The organism is Mesorhizobium sp. M0768 (assembly GCF_040320195.1).
Classification (GTDB): Bacteria; Pseudomonadota; Alphaproteobacteria; order Rhizobiales; family Rhizobiaceae; genus Mesorhizobium.
In genome coordinates this window covers 329,953-348,009 of the sequence record NZ_JAMYPD010000001.1, presented here as the reverse complement: position 1 = coordinate 348,009, position 18,057 = coordinate 329,953, and the positions used below count along the sequence as shown (strand labels likewise).

Sequence of the window (18,057 nt, the reverse complement as noted above, 5' to 3'; positions counted from 1 at the left end):
CTGTTACGCGCTGTGCTGGATCCGCCCCGGACGCCGTTCTCAGACCTGGCAGCTACTGGCGCAACACGGTGTTCTTGGTGCCTTCTTCGACCTGGTCGATGACCAGCAGCTTGACCGGGTCGGCGCCGACATTGGTCGCCTGATGCCATTGCCCGATCATCTCGATGATGAAATCACCTGTTTGATAGGTGTTGCTCTTGCCGGTCTCGACATTGGTGACCTGAAGCGTGCCGGCCTCGACATAGGCATAGCGCGGAAACGGATGCTTGTGGACCGGCAAGGTCGCGCCCGGCGCGATCTGATAGGCCGAGACCAGGACCTGGACGTTGTTCTGCGGCAGCGTGATCGGCTGGCCGGACGCGGTCTCGGTGCGAGAGGCAAGCGGGGTCACGACAACCGGCGTCACGCCGGCATCCAGCGCCTGGGCGTTGTTTGCAAACAGTGCAGCCGCGAGCAGCAGCGTCGGCGCCAAGATTTTTCGCATGATTCCCCCAGGCTGCGTCAGCATCGCGCAGCACGCATTGGTGCGCAAGCTTGTCTGTTGGGGAGCGCCTTATCCCGCTCTTCTGAACATGCCTGGCGTCATGCCATGCATAGCCCGGAATGTACGGGACAGATGGCTCTGGTCCGCGAAACCTGCTGCGATAGCGGCGTCGGCGAGGCCAGATCCCTGTTCGATCAGCGCGCTCGCCCGGCGCAATCGCCGGTCCCGGATATAGGCCGCCGGCGTCAGGCCGATCGCCTTGTTGAAGTCGCGGATGACCTGGAACCGGGTCACGCCTGCCACGCCGGCAAGCCGCTTGAGGTCGAGCTGCGAACCAAGTTCGCTTTCGATAAGGTCGCGACAGAGCGAAAACCTCCGCTGCGATCCTGAGCTTTCGATCTCTTCGGCCTGTCCGCTCGAGCCGCCATGCCGAACGATCAGCCGTCGCAGCGCCACGAGCAGGGACGTCTCGGCCGTCATTGTTTCCGGGGATGTCGAGCCCTGGTGTGCTGCCATCAATGCCGCGGCGAGACTGCTGTCTTCGATCGTCGCGCGCGAAAACATTGGAGCGCCGTCCCGGCCGAGTTCGCGGGCAAGCGCGGTCATCAGCGGCACCGAAGGATAAAACGTCCGGTAGGCCCAGCCTTCGTCCGCGCCGCGTTCGCCGTCATGCCACTCCTCGGGATTGACGACGGCAATGGTGCCTGCCGGAGCGAGAACGCTTTTGCGGCCGATGCGAATGCGCTCGCAGCCAGAGGTGATCAGGGCGATCACATAGGTCGGGTGCGTGTGCAGGTCGTAACGGTGCCGGGTGAAGCGCGCCTCGAACAGGCCCAGGTCGGGAAAACACGGATGGCGCCAGTATTTCCCGGTCTCTGCCGCTTCGTTTGTCCTTGCCATGGTCAATCCGGTTCAAGACGCCTCTCGCCGGGCCTTCTATGGCTGGCAAACCAAGCCGCTTTTTGTCGGCGGAAAGGAGGCATCATGTTGCATAATGACCCCGTCGCCGCGCTGACACCAGAGGTTATAGGCTGGCGGCACCATCTCCATGCCAATCCGGAGCTCGCATTCAATGAATACGAAACGGCGCGTTTCGTTGCAGAGAAGCTGCGCTCCTTCGGCGTCGACGAGGTGCATGAAGGGATCGGCGGCACCGGCGTCGTCGGTGTCCTGCGCAGCGGTGGCGGCGCACGCGCCATCGGCCTTCGCGCCGAGCTCGACGCGCTTCCGGTGCTGGAGAAAACCGGCTTGCCCTATGCTTCGAGGAGAGAGGGCGTGATGCACGCCTGTGGCCATGACGGCCACACCGCCATGCTGCTCGGCGCCGCCAAACTGCTCAGTCAATCGCGCGCCTTCGACGGCACCGTCACTTTCATCTTTCAGCCGGCCGAGGAAAACGAGGGCGGCAGCATGCGCATGATCGAGGACGGCCTGTTCAAGCGCTTTCGGGTCGAAGCGGTCTATGCGGTCCACAACTGGCCGGGCATCAGGCTGGGGACGATCGCCGCCCGCGTCGGGCCGCAAATGGCGGCCGTCGATAATTTCGAGCTGACCTTCGAGGGTCTTGGCGCGCATGCCGCGATGCCGCAGCTCGGCGACGACCCGATCCTGGCCGCCAGCGCCTTCGTGCAAGCCGTCCAGCGCATCGTCAGCCGCTCGGTCGACCCGCAGAGCGCGCTTGTCGTCAGCATCACGCAGATCCATGGCGGCAATGTCGGCAACATCGTGCCGGGCAAGGTCTGGCTGCAAGGCACCTGCCGCTTCTTCGAGCACGGCCTTTCCGACCATTGCGAGAGGCTGATCGGCGAGATCGCACAAGGTATTGCCGCCGCGCATTCGCTCAAGGCCAGGCTCGACTACAGGAAGGGCTATCCGCCGCTGATCAATACGGCGGATGCGACGGCCCGCGCCGTCGAGGCCGCCGCCCCCGTCGTCGGCCGGGAGAATGTCTTGACCGAGTTCAGCCCCAGTCTCGGCTGCGAGGATTTCGCTTTCATGATCCGCGACGCCGGCGGCTGCTATGCCTGGATCGGCGCCGGCGAGGCTGGCCCGGGCAAAGGCCTGCATGGCGACCGCTACGTTTTCAACGACGAGATCGTGCCGACGGTGATGCGCTATTACGTCAACCTGGTCGAGCAGACGCTTCCGCGGGCCGATCCTTCGACAGCAGTTTTTCCGGCGTGATCGGCAACTCCCGGATCCGCTTGCCTGTGGCGTCGAAGACGGCGTTGGCAACAGCAGCGGCAACGCCGGTGGCGCCGAGTTCGCCGATGCCTTTGCCGCCGATCGGGCTGGCATGCTCGTCCACCTCATCGACGAAGTGGATTATGATGTCGCCGGGAATGTCGGCGTTGACCGGAATGGCGACCCCGGAAAGGTTCTTCGACAGGAACCGCCCAAGCACCGGTTCGTGCCTGCTCTGCTCCATGGCCGCCATGCCCCAGCCCCAGATGATGCCGCCCGTCATCTGGCTGCGTGCGGTGCGGGGATTGACGATGCGGCCGGCGCTGTAGCTGCCGACGGCGCGACGGAGCCTGAGCAGGCCGAGCCCCGGATCGACGCCGACCTCCATGAAAATCGCGCCGAAAGTGCGCATGGCGAGGCCTTTGCCATGCTGCGCCGGATCGAACGAGCCGGAGCCGACGATCTCGCCGATGTCGGTATGGCTCATCACATCGGCGATCGTCTGACCGCCGGCAGCGCCCCTGCGGCGAATCTTGCCGTCCTGCATCTCCACCTCGTCCGGCAGCAGATTGGCAAGACGGGCAAGCTGCGAACGCGCATCTTCGGCGGCGGCAAGCACCGCCGCGCCCACCCCCATGGTCGATGACGAGCCATAGGTCGGTCCCGCCTCCGGCAGCTGCGTATCGCCCATTTCCAACTCGATCTTCTCCATCGGCAGGCCCAGCACGTCGGCTGCGATCTGCGGAAAGATGGTGAGTGTTCCGGTCCCTATGTCCTGCGTGCCGGTGCGGATGAGCACCGTGCCGTCCCTGTGCAGCCTGACCTCGGCTGCAGGCGTCGGGTGGCGGAAACAACCCATGGTACAGGTCGCCATGCCGTAGCCGATCAGCCAATCGCCGTCGCGTTGCGGCTTGCGCGGGCGCTCGCGCCAGCCGAACAGGCGGGCGCCTTCCTCATAGGCCTCGCGCAGCTTCTTCGATGACCAGGGCTGGCCGGTGGCCGGATCCGTGTCCGCATGGTTGATCAGACGCAGGTCGAGCGGATCGACGCCCAGGCGGTGGGCGAGCTCGTCCATCGCGCTTTCGAGGGCCCAGGTGCCTGGACCCTCGACCGGCGCGCGCAGCGCCGTCGGCATGGCGACGTTCGCGCGCTCGACGCGCTGGCTGAGACGCATCGCCGGCGTGGCGTAGAGACCCTTCGAGGCTTCGGTGGCGAACTCGACGAAATCGTCGCTCACGGTGGTCAGGTTGATCACGTCCTGTTGCACGGCGGTCAGCTTGCCCGAGCTGTCCGCCGCCAGCACGATCTTCTGCGCCATGCGCGGCTGATAGCCGAGACAGGAATAGGCGTTGGCGCGGCTTAGCGCCAGCCTGACCGGGCGCTGCGTGATGCGCGCAGCGGCGGCGGCCAGCACCTGATGCGGCCAGATCCAACCCTTGCCGCCGAAGCCGCCGCCGGTATGGCGGGAAATCACGCGGACCTTCCCGGCCGGGACATTCATGCGGGCGGCAAGCACCTGGCGGACACCGTAGACGTGCTGCGTGGCATCGTGCAGCGTCAGCTCTCCGTCATTCCACTCAGCGAGCGTCGCCGAGGGCTCCATCGCGTTGTGATGGCGCGACGGCTGCAGGTAGACGGCTTCGACCATGGCGGCTGCGTCGCTAAGCCCGCGGTCGACCTCGCCCTTCGTAAACGTCGGCTCCAGGAACAGGAAGCCGCTCTCCCTCGGCACGACCGCAGCCTTGTCGATGGCGGTCCACTCCGGCGGTGCCGGCAATTCCGGCTCGGCGAACTCGTAGCGTAATGCGACGCGGCGAGCGCCGGCCTCCGCCGCCTCCAGCGTCTCGCCCAGCACAATGGCAAGCGGCTGACCCTCGTGACGTATCTCGTCGCCCTGCATGGGCATGAAGCTCTGCGCTGCCGGCGGGCCTTCGGCCTGCTGCATCTGCGTATCGGGCTCGGCTCTCGGCGATGCGAACCGGCCGAATTTGGGCATGTCCTCATGCGTGAGCACACGCACGACGCCCTTCTCGGCGAGCGCGTCGTCGACCATGATCGACGTCACGCGGCCGGCCGGAACGGGCGCGGTCACGAGTACCGCATAGAGCAGGTCGGGGGCGAAATAGTCGGCCGCATAGCGGGCGCGGCCGGTCACCTTGGCGCCGCCGTCAGGGCGGGCAACAGGCTGGCTGATCATCATGACGGCATCCTCGCTGCTCTTTCGATCGCCCGCAAAGCGGCGGTCTTGGCCAGTTCGATCTTGTAGGCGTTCTGCGACAAGGGACGCGCTTCGGCGAAGGATTGCTCGATAGCGGTGCTCAACGCCTCGCGATCGCCGATTTCGGCACCGGCGAGCTGCTCCTCGGCGGCGCTCAGCCGCCACGGCCGCAGCGCGACGGACCCCAACGCCAGGGCCGCCCGACGGATAGTTTGGCCGTCCATCTCCAGCACAGCGGCGGCGGAGACGATGGCGTATTCGTAGGATTCGCGCTCGCGCACCTTGAGGTAAGCCGATCGCGGTGCCGCTGCCGGCAGCTCGATTGCCGTGATCAGTTCGCCTTGCTGCAACACATTGTCCGCCTCGGGCCGCGTATCGGGAAGCAGGTGGAATTCGGCTGCCGGAATGCGCCGGCCGCCGCTGCGGTGCGCGGTGACGATGACCGCATCAAGTGCTGCCAGCGCCACGGCCGGGTCGGATGGCTGGGTGGCGACGCAATCCTCGGTCCAGCCGAATATCGCGTGATTGTCGTTGATGCCATGCAATGCGGAGCAGCCGGAGCCGAGCTGACGCTTGTTGCATGGCAGCTGCTCTTCGGCACGGAAATAGGCGCAGCGCGTCTTCTGCAGCAGATTGCCGCCTATCGTTGCGAGGTTTCTCAGCTGCGGCGACGCTGCGTTGAGGATCGCCTGGCTCAACACCGGATAATCGCGCATCACCAGCGCATGCTGCGCGACATCGTTGAGATGCATCAGCGCGCCGATCGTCAAGCCGCCGCCTGGCAGTGCCTCGATCTGATCCAGCCCATCGAGGCGGGAGATATCGATGATCCGCGCCGGCCCGGCAATTCCAAGGCGCAGCCAATTGAGCAATTCGGTGCCGCCGGCGAGAAAGGCGCTGTCCGGCGCGGCACCGGCCGCGATCGTGTCGCCCAGGCTATCGGCGCGCGCGTAGACGAATGGGGTCATTGGCTCACCCTCCCGGCCGCCGCGCGCACCGCCTCGGCGATTTGCGGATAGGCGGAGCAGCGGCACAGATTGCCGCTCATCCATTCGCGGATCTCGGCATCGGAGCCGGTATGTCCCTCCTCGATCAGCGCCGCCGCCGACATCACCTGGCCGGGCGTGCAGAATCCGCACTGGAAACCATCATGATCGATGAACGCCTGCTGCACGGGATGAAGCGCGTCGCCGTCTGCCAGCCCTTCGATCGTCGTGACCTCGCGTCCCTCGCAGGACACGGCAAGTATCATGCAGGCATTCACACGCCGTTCGTCGAGATGCACGGTGCAGGCGCCGCACTCGCCGAAATTGCATCCCTTTTTCGTTCCGGTCAGATGAAGCCGCTCGCGCAGCAGGTCGAGCAGCGTGACGCGGGGATCGAGATCGGAAAGGCTGTGATCCTCTCCGTTCACCCGCAACCTCAATAGGTGCCGATCGTGGAAGTTCATGTGGGGGTACCTCGAAGCACATGCCGTACTCGCCGCAAGGGACTCGTCCAGCAAGCAGCCACCCACCTGTCGAGGCGAAATAGGGCGGTCAATTCCGGTGAAAAGGCGTTGCCGGTCAGGGAAGGCTAAAAAACGCGCATTTGAGATTTGCGGCGGAAACGCCCTGAATGCCGCCGCAAAAGTGTCACCGTAATTCCGTAATTCCCGTCATTCAGGTTGGCTTGGGCGGCCTACATTGGGAACATTGCCGCGCCGCTGTCCAATCTAGGGCAGGCGGCTTTCCAGGGCAGGGCGGCCTTGCGACTGGCAATGTCGTCCGGCAAATGAAAGATGAAGCTGAGAACTACGAGTTCGCAATCGGACGACGCCAGGATTCGCCGCAAGCGCACAGGAAACGAAACGTGACCGTGATCGCACTGAGGCGCTACTCGTTGCCGGCGGGCCGAGGAGGATTGCTCGTGAAGGTCGGCTAGGGACGGTATCGCGCGGCAGTGTTGAACGCGGCCTGGGGATCAGTACGATCACGAGGGAAATCAGGGAGCGGGTCGCCGCGGTGGCAAGGAGGTGCTCCATGCCGGTCGTGGCGTCTGTGACCGCAGGGGCAGGCGCTGTCGAAATCCGCACCCGGCTCATGCCGCTGTTTCCCGTGATGCCACCGCGCTGCACACGCCTCAGCCAGCACGTTCAATTCTCACCGTGACGGAACCGGGACGATCAAAGATCGAAACATCGCCGGCGACCTTCCCGAGCACAACGATGCCGGACGACGGGACGCGACCATTCCGATAGTAGATCACGAAATGATCGGAACTCCACAGCCCGAGCGTGCCGACCGAGAAGTCGCGCTGCCGTGTCTGTTCCGGAAATGGAACCGGTAGATTTGCCGGTCTTCTTCCTGGCGAAGGTGGTCGCTCATCTCAATGGCAAGCGGCAACATCTGAGCAAGAGATTTTGCGGCTTCGTTATCGGCAAGATCGGCCGTGACCTCGCCCCAGTCTGATGAAATGCCAATACGTTCTTGAGCCATCCTGGGTCCAACCATTCCAAATGCAATAGCGCCAGCGCTCAGCAGTGATTTCAGCACGGGTCATTCCTCCGTTTTCTAGGCAGATGGAGCCCGCCCCAGCAAACACAGGCTCCATCTCGTCAGTCACGCGGAGAGGTGCTGATTGAAGAAGCTGGTAAGCCTGTCGAACGGAATCAGGTCCACACGGTCGTAGAGATCGACGTGACCGGCGCCCTGGACCCAAACCAGTTCCTTGGGCTCGGCTGCCAGTCTGTAGGCTTCCTCGCTGAATTCCCTCGAATGCGCCTGATCGCCGCTGATGAACAGCATTGGGCGCGGCGAGATCGTCTCGATGTCATTGAACGGGTAGAAGTTCATGAATTTGACGTTGCTGGTCAGCGTCGGCTTAGTCGTTATCTGGTCGGAGACACCCGCCGGGGTAAACTCTCCGCGGGGTGTCCGATAGAAATCGTAGAACTCGCGCTGGATGGGATGCGTCGACGCGGTCAGTTCGAGATCAGTGCCGCCCGTATACTGGACTTGGCCGCCTTCGAATTCGGAGTAGCGCTGTTCGGCGGCCGCTGCGATGATCTGCTTCCGTTGCTCGACGCTTAGCGAGTGATTGAGTGCGTTTCGGTTCGCCGCGCCCATGTCATACATGCTGACCGTGGCGATGGCGCGCATGCGCGGGTCGATCTTGGCGGCGCTGATGACGAAGCTGCCGCTGCCGCAGACACCAATCGCGCCAATGCGGTTGCGGTCCACGAACGCGTGTGTCCCGAGGAAGTCCACCGCCGCGCTGAACGCCTCGGCGTAGACATCCGGTGAAACGATCTGTCGGGCTTCGCCCTCGCTCTCGCCCCAGAATGGCAGGTCGATCGCCATGGCGATGAAGCCCTGCTCGGCCATCTTGGTGGCATAGAGGGTCGCGCTTTGCTCTTTCACCGCGCCCATTGGATGGCCGACGACGATGGCCGGATGACGTGCATTGCGGTCGAGGTTCTTGGGAACGAGCAGATTTCCCGCAATATTCATCTGGTATTGGCTTTTGAAGGTCACTTTCTCCAGCGTCACCTGACCGCTTGTATAGAAATTGTTTGCACCGTTTGACATGTCTTGAGCCTTTGCGAAGGGAAAGTTGAAGAGTGACGCCCCACTGAAGGCGGCGATGCCGGAGCCGGTCAGCTTCAAAAGCTCCCGCCGGTGGATTTCACGCGCTGGTATTTTCGTATCAGAGGTATTCAAAGGCATTTCCGATCTCCTGTAAGTTTGGGTTGGAATTGAACCACTCGCCACTTTGGCCAGTCCTCTTCGAGTTTGAGCAGACGCCGACCGTTGCCGATCAGCGCGATTGCGAAGCCGGCCAGAACCAAGCTGCCGATGAAGATCGCGGAGATCGTCAGACCACACAGCAGCACCCCTCCGACTACCGCGCCCAGAAGGATCGAAGCCTGGATCGCCGCGACCATCAGGCTTGCCGGCGGCCTCGGCCGCATTTTGCGACATCCATGTCATCCAAATCACCGACATCGCGGTAATGCATTGTTGCAGTGCAAACCTAATGGTTTTGCCATAAAGCGATTACCCCTATAAATCGGCATGAACCTATCGACTATATCGAATAATCCGCTGCAAGCGACGGAGAGAGAAACTTCATGGCCAGAACCGATCTCAACCAATTGACGTGGTTTCAGGCTGTCGCAGAAGAGCGCAGCTTCACCAAGGCGGCGGCAAAGCTCGGCGTCGCGCAATCGACGCTCAGTCACACGATCAAGCAGCTCGAAACACGCATGGGCATACGCCTTCTGACCCGCACGACGCGTAATGTCGCGACGACCGTTGCGGGCGAAAGGCTGCTACAGACGATCACCCCGCGCATTGGTGAAATCGAAGACGAGATCACAGCGCTGATGGCGCTCCGCGAAAAGCCGTCAGGCTCGATCAGGTTGACCCTGTCCGACCACGCGCTCGAAAGCGTGGTCTGGCCGAAGCTTAAGCCGGTCCTCAGCGGCTATCCCGACATCGGCGTCGAACTGATCCTGGACAGCACCTTCCGCAACATTGTCGAGGAAGGCTTTGATGCCGGTGTCCGGCTTGGAGAGAGCGTCGAGAAAGACATGATCGCGGTCCGCATCGGCCCGGACTGGCGCTTAGTCGCCGTGGCTTCGCCGCGATACTTCGCGGCGCACAGCGTGCCTGTGCATCCGCAGGATCTGGTCCGGCACGTCTGCATCAACATGCGTCACGAAACCGCCGGTGGTCTGTACGCATGGGAGTTCGAGAAGGATGGACAGGCGCTGCGTGTCCGTGTGGACGGTCAACTTACCTTCAACAACTCCTACGCCATGATCGACGCTGCAGTGAGTGGCTATGGCATCGCCTATGTTCCCGAGAACATCGTGGAGCGGCACGTCGTCTCAGGATTGCTGGTGAAGGTCCTCGACGACTGGTCACCCTTCTTCGATGGCTATTTTCTCTATTATCCGAGCCGCCGCCAAAACCTTCCTGCGTTCAAGATCATTGTCGACGCGTTGCGGCATCGGGATCCGTCGGGATCGTGATGTTCCCTTCGTCATATTGTACTCAGGGGCGTGGTCGATAGCGGCTCATTCCTGAATCTCGATAGGCGCAGCAGGAAAGGCATAGGTCGAGGTCCGGTATCCAACTCGAAACGTTAGTTATAACCAGAACATCGCGTCGATGCTTGCGCGAAGGTTGGCCACAACTTTCTTCCCCATCGCGCCGGCTGGAGCGAAGCGCATGATCCTACAGGGAAATTGAATAGGTCCGCGGCCGCATCGCACCGCAGCGTAGATGTTGGCTCCCCGGGCCGGATTCGAACCAGCGACCAACCGGTTAACAGCCGGTTGCTCTACCACTGAGCTACCGGGGAACAGAGGCTCTCATGTGAGTGGGGCAGCCTATAGCAAACCCGTTTCGGCTTTGCAAAGAAGCATTTCGCATTTTTTCGATGCTTTTTGGCGCGAGGCTTGCTGGCAATGGCCGGCGAGCGCCCTCATATGAGCTGTCTCTCGCCTGTCAAGGAACAGAAAAGGCCGTTGCGGCTTTCTCCGGCTGATGGTGCTACTGATGCAAACGGATCGACATTTCACATGACGGCAATGAGCGACGAACAGCCACCGGCCCGGAAAATCTCGGTCTTCGGCCGCCAGTTCACCATGCCGCGCTCGCGCGGCCTCAGGATTGCGATCGGCGTTGTGCTGATCATCGGCGGCATTCTCGGCTTCCTGCCGATCCTGGGTTTCTGGATGGTACCGATCGGACTGCTGGTGCTCTCCTACGAATTTGCCCTGGTGCGTCGTCATCGGCGCCGCTTCGTCGTCTGGTGGGAGCGACGGCGCCGGCCTGACTGAGACTGCCCTGCTGACAGGCCGGTATTCGGCAATTGTTTTGAGAGCGGCGTGGTCGTCCAGGCCTCACCGAGGCTGGTCGAAACAGCTTTCCAGGCGTTCGCAAAGCTCCTTGAGAACGGCGGTAGCCGATGCCAGCCGCGCCCGGTCGCGCGGCGGCAGGGTGTTTGCGCCTTCTATGCTGAGGCGGTCGATGGCATAGCGCACAAGCTCTGCAGACTGCGACAATCCGCGCGACGTGCCGTCCTTCGTAGCTGCTCGACGCATGGCGGAGCCTCCTCTTTGCCCAACGTGGCCGCCGGTTTCGGGTTCCCGTCGCCCAGAATCATGCTTAACGATAAGCTAATATGTTATTGCTAAGATGGGCATTGCGTTGATAAGGCAGGGCATGGAATGTCGAGGAACCGTTGGGAATGCATGGTGGCCGCTTGACGGCATTTTCGCCGCAACCTATTGGAGCCGGGTGGAACGCCGGGAGCAATGAGGCCTCGTGGCGGAGTGGTTACGCAGAGGACTGCAAATCCTTGCACCCCGGTTCGATTCCGGGCGAGGCCTCCAATGCCCGAGCTCCCGCGCGTCAGCGTCAGGGGGCTTCAGTTCCGGTCGAAACAGCCGCGGCCTTTGCGCGGCAAGCGGATGGTTGGAACATGAGCGCTGATTTTGCCGAACGCCGGGTGAAGATGGTCGACGGCCAGATCCGCACCACCGACGTGACCAGCGCACCGCTGCTCGAGGCGATGCTTGTCGTGCCGCGCGAGGCCTTTGTCGGCGCCGGCCAGCGTGACCTTGCCTATATCGACGAGGACATCCGCATCGCCGATACGGCCGACGGTCCGCGCTATCTGATGGAACCGTCGCCATTGGCCAAGCTGATGCAGCTGGCCGATATCGGCCCAAGCGATTCGGCACTCGATGTCGGCTGCGGCACCGGCTATGCGGCGGCGATCCTGTCGCGGCTGGCAAGGTCCGTGGTGGCGCTGGAAAGCGATCCGGCGCTGGCCGAGACCGCCACTTCGACGCTTGCGGCGCTGGGTTGCGGCAATGTCACGGTGGTCCACGGGCCGCTGCCGCAAGGCCACGCAGAGAAGTCGCCTTACGACGTCATCCTGATCGGCGGCAGCGTCGGCGAGGTGCCGGCGGCGCTGTTCGACCAGCTTGCCGAAGGCGGCCGACTCGTCGCCGTTGAAGGGCAGGGCAATTCGGGCGTAGCCCGGCTTTTTTTTAAGACTGGAGGGGTTGTAACGGGAAGACGCGCATTTAATGCGGCAATTAAGCCACTACCGGGATTCGAACGCATTCCCGCCTTCGAATTCTGAGTGATTTTGCCTTGCAGCGAAGGCGCTGTCATGATCGCTTGCGTTTGAACAATCGTTGCTGATCTGCATAACCGGGTGTTTCTTGGGGGCTTTCAGCGGGGGAACGATAAAAAACGCGGCGCCGGCTGATCAGAAGGAGAAGCCAGCGTGGCGCAGTTCCCGTGCAAAACGAATGAGGGAATATAACGTGCCGTCTGTACGCAAGTTGCTTTTTACCGCTGTCCTCGTTTCGGCGACCGCGCTTTCTCCAATGGCCGCCTCGGCCGAAACCATTCTCGGGGCACTTTCAAAGGCCTATCAGAACAATTCCTCTCTCAATTCTTCACGCGCCGGCGTTCGCGTCACCGACGAGGGCGTTGCCATCGCCAAGTCCGGCTGGCGCCCGACCATCACCGGTTCCGGAAGTATTGATTATACCGCCAGCCACAGCAACCTGTTGCACCGGAACATCTCGTTGACCACCGGCAACTTCGGCGTCGAGATCGACCAGACGCTGTTTGACGGTTTTCAGACCAGGAACAATGTGGCGGCCGCCGAATCCCGGGTCCGCGCTTCGTTCGAAAGCCTGCGCAACGCCGAAGAAAACACTCTTTTCAACGCGGCAAGCGCCTATATGGACGTCATCCGCGACCGTCAGGTCGCCGTGCTGACCGAACAGAACCTGCAATTCCTGACCGAGCAGGCGCGTGCGGCGCGTTCGCGCTTCGAGGTCGGCGAAGGTACCCGCACCGACGTCGCGCAAGCCGACGCCCAGCGTGCCTCCGCGGTGGCACAGTTGAGCGCCGCCCGCGCCACGGCGCTGGCAAGCGCCGCGACCTATCGCCAGATCGTCGGCGATGAGCCCGGCCGTCTCAGGCCGGCTTCGCCGCTGTCGAAGCTGTTGCCGTCGAGCCTCGATGCGGCGATCGCGATCGCATCGGCCGAGCATCCGGCCATCCTCGCCACCGCGCATCTGGTCGACGCGGCGGCGTTTTCGGTGAAGTCTGCCGAAGGCGCGCTGCTGCCTCAACTCTCGGCGTCGGCGGGTGTTTCGAGCGCCTATCGCGGCACCGCGCCCGGCTCGCTCTCCTCGACACAGGATGGCGTAACCAATTCGGCGAACATCGGTGCGACATTGACGATACCGATCTATTCCGGCGGCCGGACCTCGGCATTGGTTCGCCAATCAAAGGAATCACTTAGCCAGGCCCGTATCGAGGTCGATGTCAGCCGCGACACCGTGCGCCAGGCGGTGACCTCGGCATGGTCGCAATACACCGCCGCGCAGCAAAGCGTCACGGCCAACCGGCAGGTGGTCGCCGCCGCGCAGCTTGCCCTGAACGGCGTCATCGAAGAGCGCAATGTCGGCCAGCGCACCACGCTCGACGTGCTCAACGCGCAGGCGACCCTCATCACCGCCAAGATCAATCTTGTCAGCGCCGAACGCGACGTGGTGGTGGCGAGCTATGCCATCCTCTCGGCGGTTGGCCATTTGTCGGCAGACCGCCTTGCGCTCAACGTGACGAAGTACAGGCCCGAAGAGCATTACAACGCCGTCAAGGACAAGTGGATCGGTCTGCGCACGCCGGACGGCCGCTGATCGCCAGGCCGTGTTTTCAGCCCGCGCTCGAACGACGCGCGGGCTTTCAACTCCCGACCCTAATCTGTTGAAATCCGAGATGTCGCCAGATTGGGGATTCTCGCAAGCCGTTCCGTCGGTTACGCTGTTGCCATGATTCGAATCCGGCATTGCCGGACAGGAAATCTGAGAACGAGTCACAAGGGCGGCGGATGTGACGATGGCGACGGCAAGCAGCGTACAGCGCGAACCTTCCATGGAAGAAATACTAGCTTCCATCAGAAGGATCATCGAGGACAGCGATACCGGCCGCAAGCAGCCGGGCGACGCCGACGAGCTGCGCCAGGATCTGCAACCGGCGCCGGCAGCCGGACGGGCAGCGGGGGGGGATGCGTTCCGCTCCGAACTGCGCGGCGGGCTGGAGATCGCCAAGCCGGCCACGCGCGCCGAGGTGCAGCCAACGGCCGCGCCGGTCATTGAGCCCCAGGAAACGCCGCTGCGCGCCGGCCCGGTAAAGGCAGCGGTGACGCTGGCTGAGGTGAACACCGCTCCCGCAAAGCCGGATCAGCCTGCGGCAGCCAAGGCTGCCGAGACGACCGACACCATCATCGCCGATTGGCGGCGCGAGATCGCCGCGGTCGGCGACGCGATGGCCAAGCCGGAGCGCGCCGAGCCACTCCGGACGCCCGACGCCGAGCCGAAAGCCGAGGTTTTCGAGAACGAGGCGACTGCTGGACCTGTGCCGGAGCCTTCGGAAATTGGGCCGAAGCCTTCGGAAAGCGGCCCGGAACCTTCGAAAATCGGCCCGGAATCTTCGAAAATCGGATTGGCGCGTCTGGCGGCCAGCGAGGCGCCGCCCGCACGTCCGGCAATCCTTTCGGAGCATACGGGCCGGCAGGTTGCCGCCGCCTTCGGCGAGCTTTCCGACGCGTTTGCCAGCCGCAGCAAGAAGACTTTCGACGAGATGGCCGAGGAGATGCTGCGGCCCATGCTGCAGGACTGGCTGGACAACAACCTTCCGACGCTGGTCGAGCGGCTGGTGCGCGAGGAAATCGAGCGCGTCGCGCGCGGCGCGCAGTAGCAATTCGGAGAGCCGCCAATGGGCGGCGCTCGACCGGCGAATTGTCGAAGTCGGCGCTGCCCCTCATCCGCCTGCCGGCACCTTCTCCCCGTATAGTGACGGGGAGAAGGGGTTGACCGCAATTTAGGCGCCTTTTCCGCAACGTTCGTGACTGGCGAAAACTTCAGTCAGGCGTTTTTCTCCCCGTCACTATACGGGAAGAAATGCCCGGCAGGGCAATGAGGGGCAGCGCAAACCTGAAGCGATTGCCTTGCAACATTCAGTCCCGCGAGTTGCACCGAACCATCCCGGCGCTATCTATTGGCCATGCCGCCCTTGCGGTTGACTTGGCAACAACCTTCCGATTTACACCGGACCACAAATTCCGGACAGCGCGGACCGTTTTCCCATGCTCGAAAAGACCTACGACGCCAAAGCCGTCGAGCCGAAGATTGCCAGGATCTGGGAAGAGGCCGACGCGTTTCGGGCCGGTGCCGGGGCCGAGGAGGGGCTTGAAGCCTTCACCATCGTCATCCCGCCGCCGAACGTCACCGGCTCGCTGCATATGGGCCACGCGCTCAATAACACGCTGCAGGACATTCTGGTGCGCTTCGAGCGCATGCGCGGCAAGAACGTCTTGTGGCAGCCGGGAATGGACCATGCCGGCATCGCCACGCAGATGGTGGTCGAGCGCCAGCTGATGGAGAAGCAGATCCACCGCCGCGACCTGACCCGAGATGAGTTCATCGACAAGGTGTGGGAGTGGAAGGCCGAGTCCGGCGGCGCCATCCTCAACCAGCTGAAGCGGCTCGGGGCCTCGGCCGACTGGAGCCGGGAGCGCTTCACCATGGACGAGGGCCTGTCCAAGGCCGTGCTCGAAGTGTTCGTGACGCTCTACAAGGAAGGGCTGATCTACAAGGACAAGCGCCTTGTGAACTGGGACCCGAAGCTGTTGACCGCCATCTCGGATCTCGAGGTCGAGCAGCAGGAAGTCAACGGCAACCTCTGGCACTTCCGCTATCCGGTCGAAGGCATGACCTTCGATCCGGAAAATCCGAAGACCTTCATCACCGTTGCGACGACCCGCCCGGAGACGATGCTGGGTGATACGGCTGTCGCAGTCCACCCCGACGACGAGCGTTTCCGGCATCTTGTCGGCAAGAACCTCATCCTGCCGATCGTCGGCCGCAGGATCCCGGTGGTGGCGCACGAGTATTCCGATCCCGAAAAAGGCAGTGGTGCGGTCAAGATCACGCCGGCGCATGACTTCAATGATTTCGAGGTCGGCAAGCGCCACCGGCTGCCGGCGGTCAACATCCTCACCGTCAATGCGGCGGTGAGCCTCAAGGACAATGAGGACTTTCTCGCCGGACTGGACGTGACGCCGGAGCGCCAGGCCGTCTGGGACAGGCTCGACGGCCTCGACCGTTTCGATGCGCGCAGGAAGATCGTCGAGCTGATGCAGGCGGGCGGCTTTCTCGAGAAGGTCGAGCCGCATCGCCACACGGTGCCGCACGGCGACCGCGGCGGCGTGCCGATCGAGCCGTTTCTGACCGACCAGTGGTATGTCAATACGGCGGAACTGGCCAAGCCGGCGATCGCCTCGGTGCGCGAGGGCCGTACCAATTTCGTGCCCAAAAACTGGGAAAAGACCTATTTCGACTGGATGGAAAACATCCAGCCCTGGTGCATTTCGCGCCAGCTCTGGTGGGGTCACCAGATCCCTGCCTGGTACGGGCCGGACGGGCATGTCTTTGTCGAAAAGACTGAGGAAGAGGCACTCGGTGCCGCCGTCGAATATTATCTGGCGCTGGAAGGGCCGTGGAAGGCCTGGGTCGAGGACAAGCTCGAGAATTTCCAGCCTGGCGAGATCCTGACCCGCGACGAGGACGTGCTCGACACATGGTTCTCGTCGGCGCTGTGGCCGTTCTCGACGCTTGGCTGGCCGGACCAGACGCCGGAGCTGAAGACCTATTACCCGACCGACGTGCTGGTGACCGGTTTCGACATCATCTTCTTCTGGGTCGCCCGCATGATGATGATGGGCTTGCATTTCATGGACCAGGAGCCGTTCCATACGGTCTATGTCCACGCGCTGGTTCGCGACAAGAACGGGCAGAAGATGTCGAAGTCGAAAGGCAACGTCATCGATCCGCTCGAGCTCATCGACGAATACGGCGCCGATGCGCTGCGCTTCACCTTGACGGTGATGGCAGCGCAAGGGCGCGACGTTAAGCTCGATCCGGCGCGCATTGCCGGTTATCGCAATTTCGGCACCAAGCTATGGAACGCGACGCGCTTCGCCGAGATGAACGAAGTGGCGCGCGACGACGATTTCTGGCTGCGGGACGCCAAGCTGGCGGTCAACCGCTGGATCCTGACGGAGCTGACGCGAGCCGCGCGCGACATAACGGACGGCATCACCTCATACCGCTTCAACGAGGCGGCGGGTGCCGCCTACCGGTTCGTCTGGAACCAGTTCTGCGACTGGTACCTGGAACTGCTGAAGCCGGTGTTCATGGGCGCCGACGAGGCGGCCAAGGCCGAGAGCAGGGCATGCGTCGCCTTCGTACTCGACGAGATCTACAAGCTGCTGCATCCGATGATGCCGTTCATGACCGAGGAACTGTGGGCCGAAACCGCCGGCGAGGGCAGGCAACGGCAATCGCTGCTTTGTCATGCGGCATGGCCGTCGCCCGACTTCGAGGACGAGGCGGCCGCCGCCGATATCAACTGGCTGATCGACCTTGTCTCCGGCATCCGCTCGGTGCGTTCGGAGATGAACGTGCCGCCGGCGGCTATCGCACCGCTCGTGGTGATCGGCGCCAACGACGCGACACACGAAAGGCTCGAGCGTCAGGGCTCGGCTATCAAGCGTCTGGCGCGGGTCGGCGACATCTCGCTCGCCGAGGCGCCACCCAGGGGATCCGCCCAGATCGTCGTCAACGAGGCGACGATCTGCCTGCCGCTCGGCAGCCTGATCGACCTTGCCGCCGAGGCAGCGCGCCTGCACAAGGAGCTTGCGAAGGTGACCGAGGAAATAGCGCGGCTCTACAAGAAGCTGTCCAACGAGAAATTCGTCGCCAACGCGCCGGAAGAGGTGGTGGAGGCCGAGCGTGAAAAACTCGCCGAATATCGCGAGGCGCAAGAGAAGCTTTCGGTGGCATTGGCGCGGGTGCGCGATGCCGGTTGATCGAATAGATTGGGCCGGTTGATCGAACAGATTGGGCCGGCTGATCAAACAAGTTGATCGAACAGATTGGGCCGGCCGATCAAACAAATTGGGCCTGCTGGCCGCAATAGATTCGCTGGTCACGAATCTGCCTTCCAGACAGGCCGCCTGCCACGAAAACGGGCATTCCGCAGCGTAAATCTTGAGGCAAACTGAATGTTTTTGCCCCATTGTTGCC

General features: G+C 62.9%; 17 protein-coding genes and 2 tRNA genes. 8 read left to right on the top strand and 11 right to left on the bottom strand.

Annotation, left to right across the window (positions count from 1 at the left end; translation table 11 throughout):
* Nucleotides 1–52: 52 nt before the first annotated feature.
* Both NKI08_RS01670 and NKI08_RS01665 read right to left on the bottom strand, forming a co-directional pair.
* Entirely contained in the window at nucleotides 53–484 is a 432-nt protein-coding gene (locus tag NKI08_RS01670; RefSeq protein ID WP_352766815.1) for a cupin domain-containing protein, read from the bottom strand.
* A gap of 69 nt (nucleotides 485–553) precedes the next feature.
* The gene (locus NKI08_RS01665; RefSeq protein ID WP_352685039.1) at nucleotides 554–1,384 is read right to left on the bottom strand and encodes an AraC family transcriptional regulator; all 831 of its coding nucleotides are present in this window, start codon (nucleotides 1,382–1,384) and stop codon (nucleotides 554–556) included.
* 84 nt (nucleotides 1,385–1,468) lie between these two features.
* Between NKI08_RS01665 and NKI08_RS01660 the strand changes: the two genes are divergently transcribed.
* The gene (locus NKI08_RS01660; protein ID WP_352685037.1) at nucleotides 1,469–2,668 is read left to right on the top strand and encodes an amidohydrolase; all 1,200 of its coding nucleotides are present in this window, start codon (nucleotides 1,469–1,471) and stop codon (nucleotides 2,666–2,668) included.
* On the opposite strand, the gene NKI08_RS01655 is transcribed toward NKI08_RS01660, so the two are convergent.
* The 7 genes from NKI08_RS01655 to NKI08_RS01625 form a co-directional block, all read right to left on the bottom strand.
* Entirely contained in the window at nucleotides 2,607–4,868 is a 2,262-nt protein-coding gene (locus tag NKI08_RS01655) for a xanthine dehydrogenase family protein molybdopterin-binding subunit (protein ID WP_352766813.1), read from the bottom strand. The two genes, NKI08_RS01660 and NKI08_RS01655, sit on opposite strands and share 62 nt — an antisense overlap.
* A complete protein-coding gene (locus NKI08_RS01650; protein ID WP_352766811.1) occupies nucleotides 4,865–5,854 on the bottom strand; it encodes an FAD binding domain-containing protein in 990 nt (329 codons plus the stop codon). The genes NKI08_RS01655 and NKI08_RS01650 overlap by 4 nt, the downstream gene beginning before the upstream one ends.
* Nucleotides 5,851–6,336, bottom strand: a complete 486-nt coding sequence (locus tag NKI08_RS01645) for a (2Fe-2S)-binding protein (protein WP_352539766.1) — start codon at nucleotides 6,334–6,336, stop codon at nucleotides 5,851–5,853. Before NKI08_RS01645 ends, NKI08_RS01650 begins: the two co-directional genes overlap by 4 nt.
* Before the next feature lie 671 nt (nucleotides 6,337–7,007).
* A complete protein-coding gene (locus tag NKI08_RS01640) occupies nucleotides 7,008–7,154 on the bottom strand; it encodes a hypothetical protein (RefSeq protein WP_352766966.1) in 147 nt (48 codons plus the stop codon).
* A complete protein-coding gene (locus NKI08_RS01635) occupies nucleotides 7,130–7,420 on the bottom strand; it encodes a cyclophilin-like fold protein (RefSeq protein ID WP_352766809.1) in 291 nt (96 codons plus the stop codon). The genes NKI08_RS01640 and NKI08_RS01635 overlap by 25 nt, the downstream gene beginning before the upstream one ends.
* A 66-nt stretch (nucleotides 7,421–7,486) precedes the next feature.
* On the bottom strand, nucleotides 7,487–8,533 hold the full coding sequence (locus tag NKI08_RS01630) for an alpha/beta hydrolase (protein ID WP_352685030.1): 1,047 nt from the start codon (nucleotides 8,531–8,533) through the stop codon (nucleotides 7,487–7,489).
* 50 nt (nucleotides 8,534–8,583) lie between these two features.
* Nucleotides 8,584–8,811, bottom strand: a complete 228-nt coding sequence (locus NKI08_RS01625) for a hypothetical protein (RefSeq protein ID WP_352766807.1) — start codon at nucleotides 8,809–8,811, stop codon at nucleotides 8,584–8,586.
* Between the two features lie 186 nt (nucleotides 8,812–8,997).
* On the opposite strand from NKI08_RS01625, the gene NKI08_RS01620 reads away from it, so the two are divergent.
* Nucleotides 8,998–9,903 carry a LysR family transcriptional regulator gene (locus tag NKI08_RS01620; protein ID WP_352470378.1) on the top strand — a complete coding sequence of 302 codons (906 nt, stop codon included), beginning with the start codon at nucleotides 8,998–9,000 and terminating at the stop codon, nucleotides 9,901–9,903.
* Nucleotides 9,904–10,160: 257 nt separating this feature from the next.
* Here the strand turns inward: NKI08_RS01620 and NKI08_RS01615 are convergent.
* Nucleotides 10,161–10,235, bottom strand: a tRNA-Asn gene (locus tag NKI08_RS01615).
* Between the two features lie 220 nt (nucleotides 10,236–10,455).
* On the opposite strand from NKI08_RS01615, the gene NKI08_RS01610 reads away from it, so the two are divergent.
* Nucleotides 10,456–10,716 (top strand): hypothetical protein, encoded by a 261-nt coding sequence (locus tag NKI08_RS01610; protein WP_023676401.1) that lies wholly within the window; start codon nucleotides 10,456–10,458, stop codon nucleotides 10,714–10,716.
* 63 nt (nucleotides 10,717–10,779) lie between these two features.
* On the opposite strand, the gene NKI08_RS01605 is transcribed toward NKI08_RS01610, so the two are convergent.
* Nucleotides 10,780–10,980: a hypothetical protein gene (locus NKI08_RS01605; RefSeq protein WP_352451402.1), complete on the bottom strand. Its 201-nt coding sequence runs from the start codon at nucleotides 10,978–10,980 to the stop codon at nucleotides 10,780–10,782.
* Nucleotides 10,981–11,197: 217 nt separating this feature from the next.
* Between NKI08_RS01605 and NKI08_RS01600 the strand changes: the two genes are divergently transcribed.
* From NKI08_RS01600 to NKI08_RS01580, 5 genes are all read left to right on the top strand, one after another.
* Nucleotides 11,198–11,271: transfer RNA gene (locus NKI08_RS01600), tRNA-Cys, on the top strand.
* Nucleotides 11,272–11,360: 89 nt separating this feature from the next.
* The gene (locus NKI08_RS01595) at nucleotides 11,361–12,029 is read left to right on the top strand and encodes a protein-L-isoaspartate O-methyltransferase family protein (RefSeq protein WP_352470404.1); all 669 of its coding nucleotides are present in this window, start codon (nucleotides 11,361–11,363) and stop codon (nucleotides 12,027–12,029) included.
* 187 nt (nucleotides 12,030–12,216) lie between these two features.
* Nucleotides 12,217–13,608, top strand: a complete 1,392-nt coding sequence (locus tag NKI08_RS01590) for a TolC family outer membrane protein (protein WP_352737155.1) — start codon at nucleotides 12,217–12,219, stop codon at nucleotides 13,606–13,608.
* Between the two features lie 199 nt (nucleotides 13,609–13,807).
* Nucleotides 13,808–14,668 carry a PopZ family protein gene (locus NKI08_RS01585; RefSeq protein ID WP_352766804.1) on the top strand — a complete coding sequence of 287 codons (861 nt, stop codon included), beginning with the start codon at nucleotides 13,808–13,810 and terminating at the stop codon, nucleotides 14,666–14,668.
* A gap of 388 nt (nucleotides 14,669–15,056) precedes the next feature.
* Nucleotides 15,057–17,840, top strand: a complete 2,784-nt coding sequence (locus NKI08_RS01580) for a valine--tRNA ligase (RefSeq protein WP_352766802.1) — start codon at nucleotides 15,057–15,059, stop codon at nucleotides 17,838–17,840.
* Nucleotides 17,841–18,057: the final 217 nt, after the last annotated feature.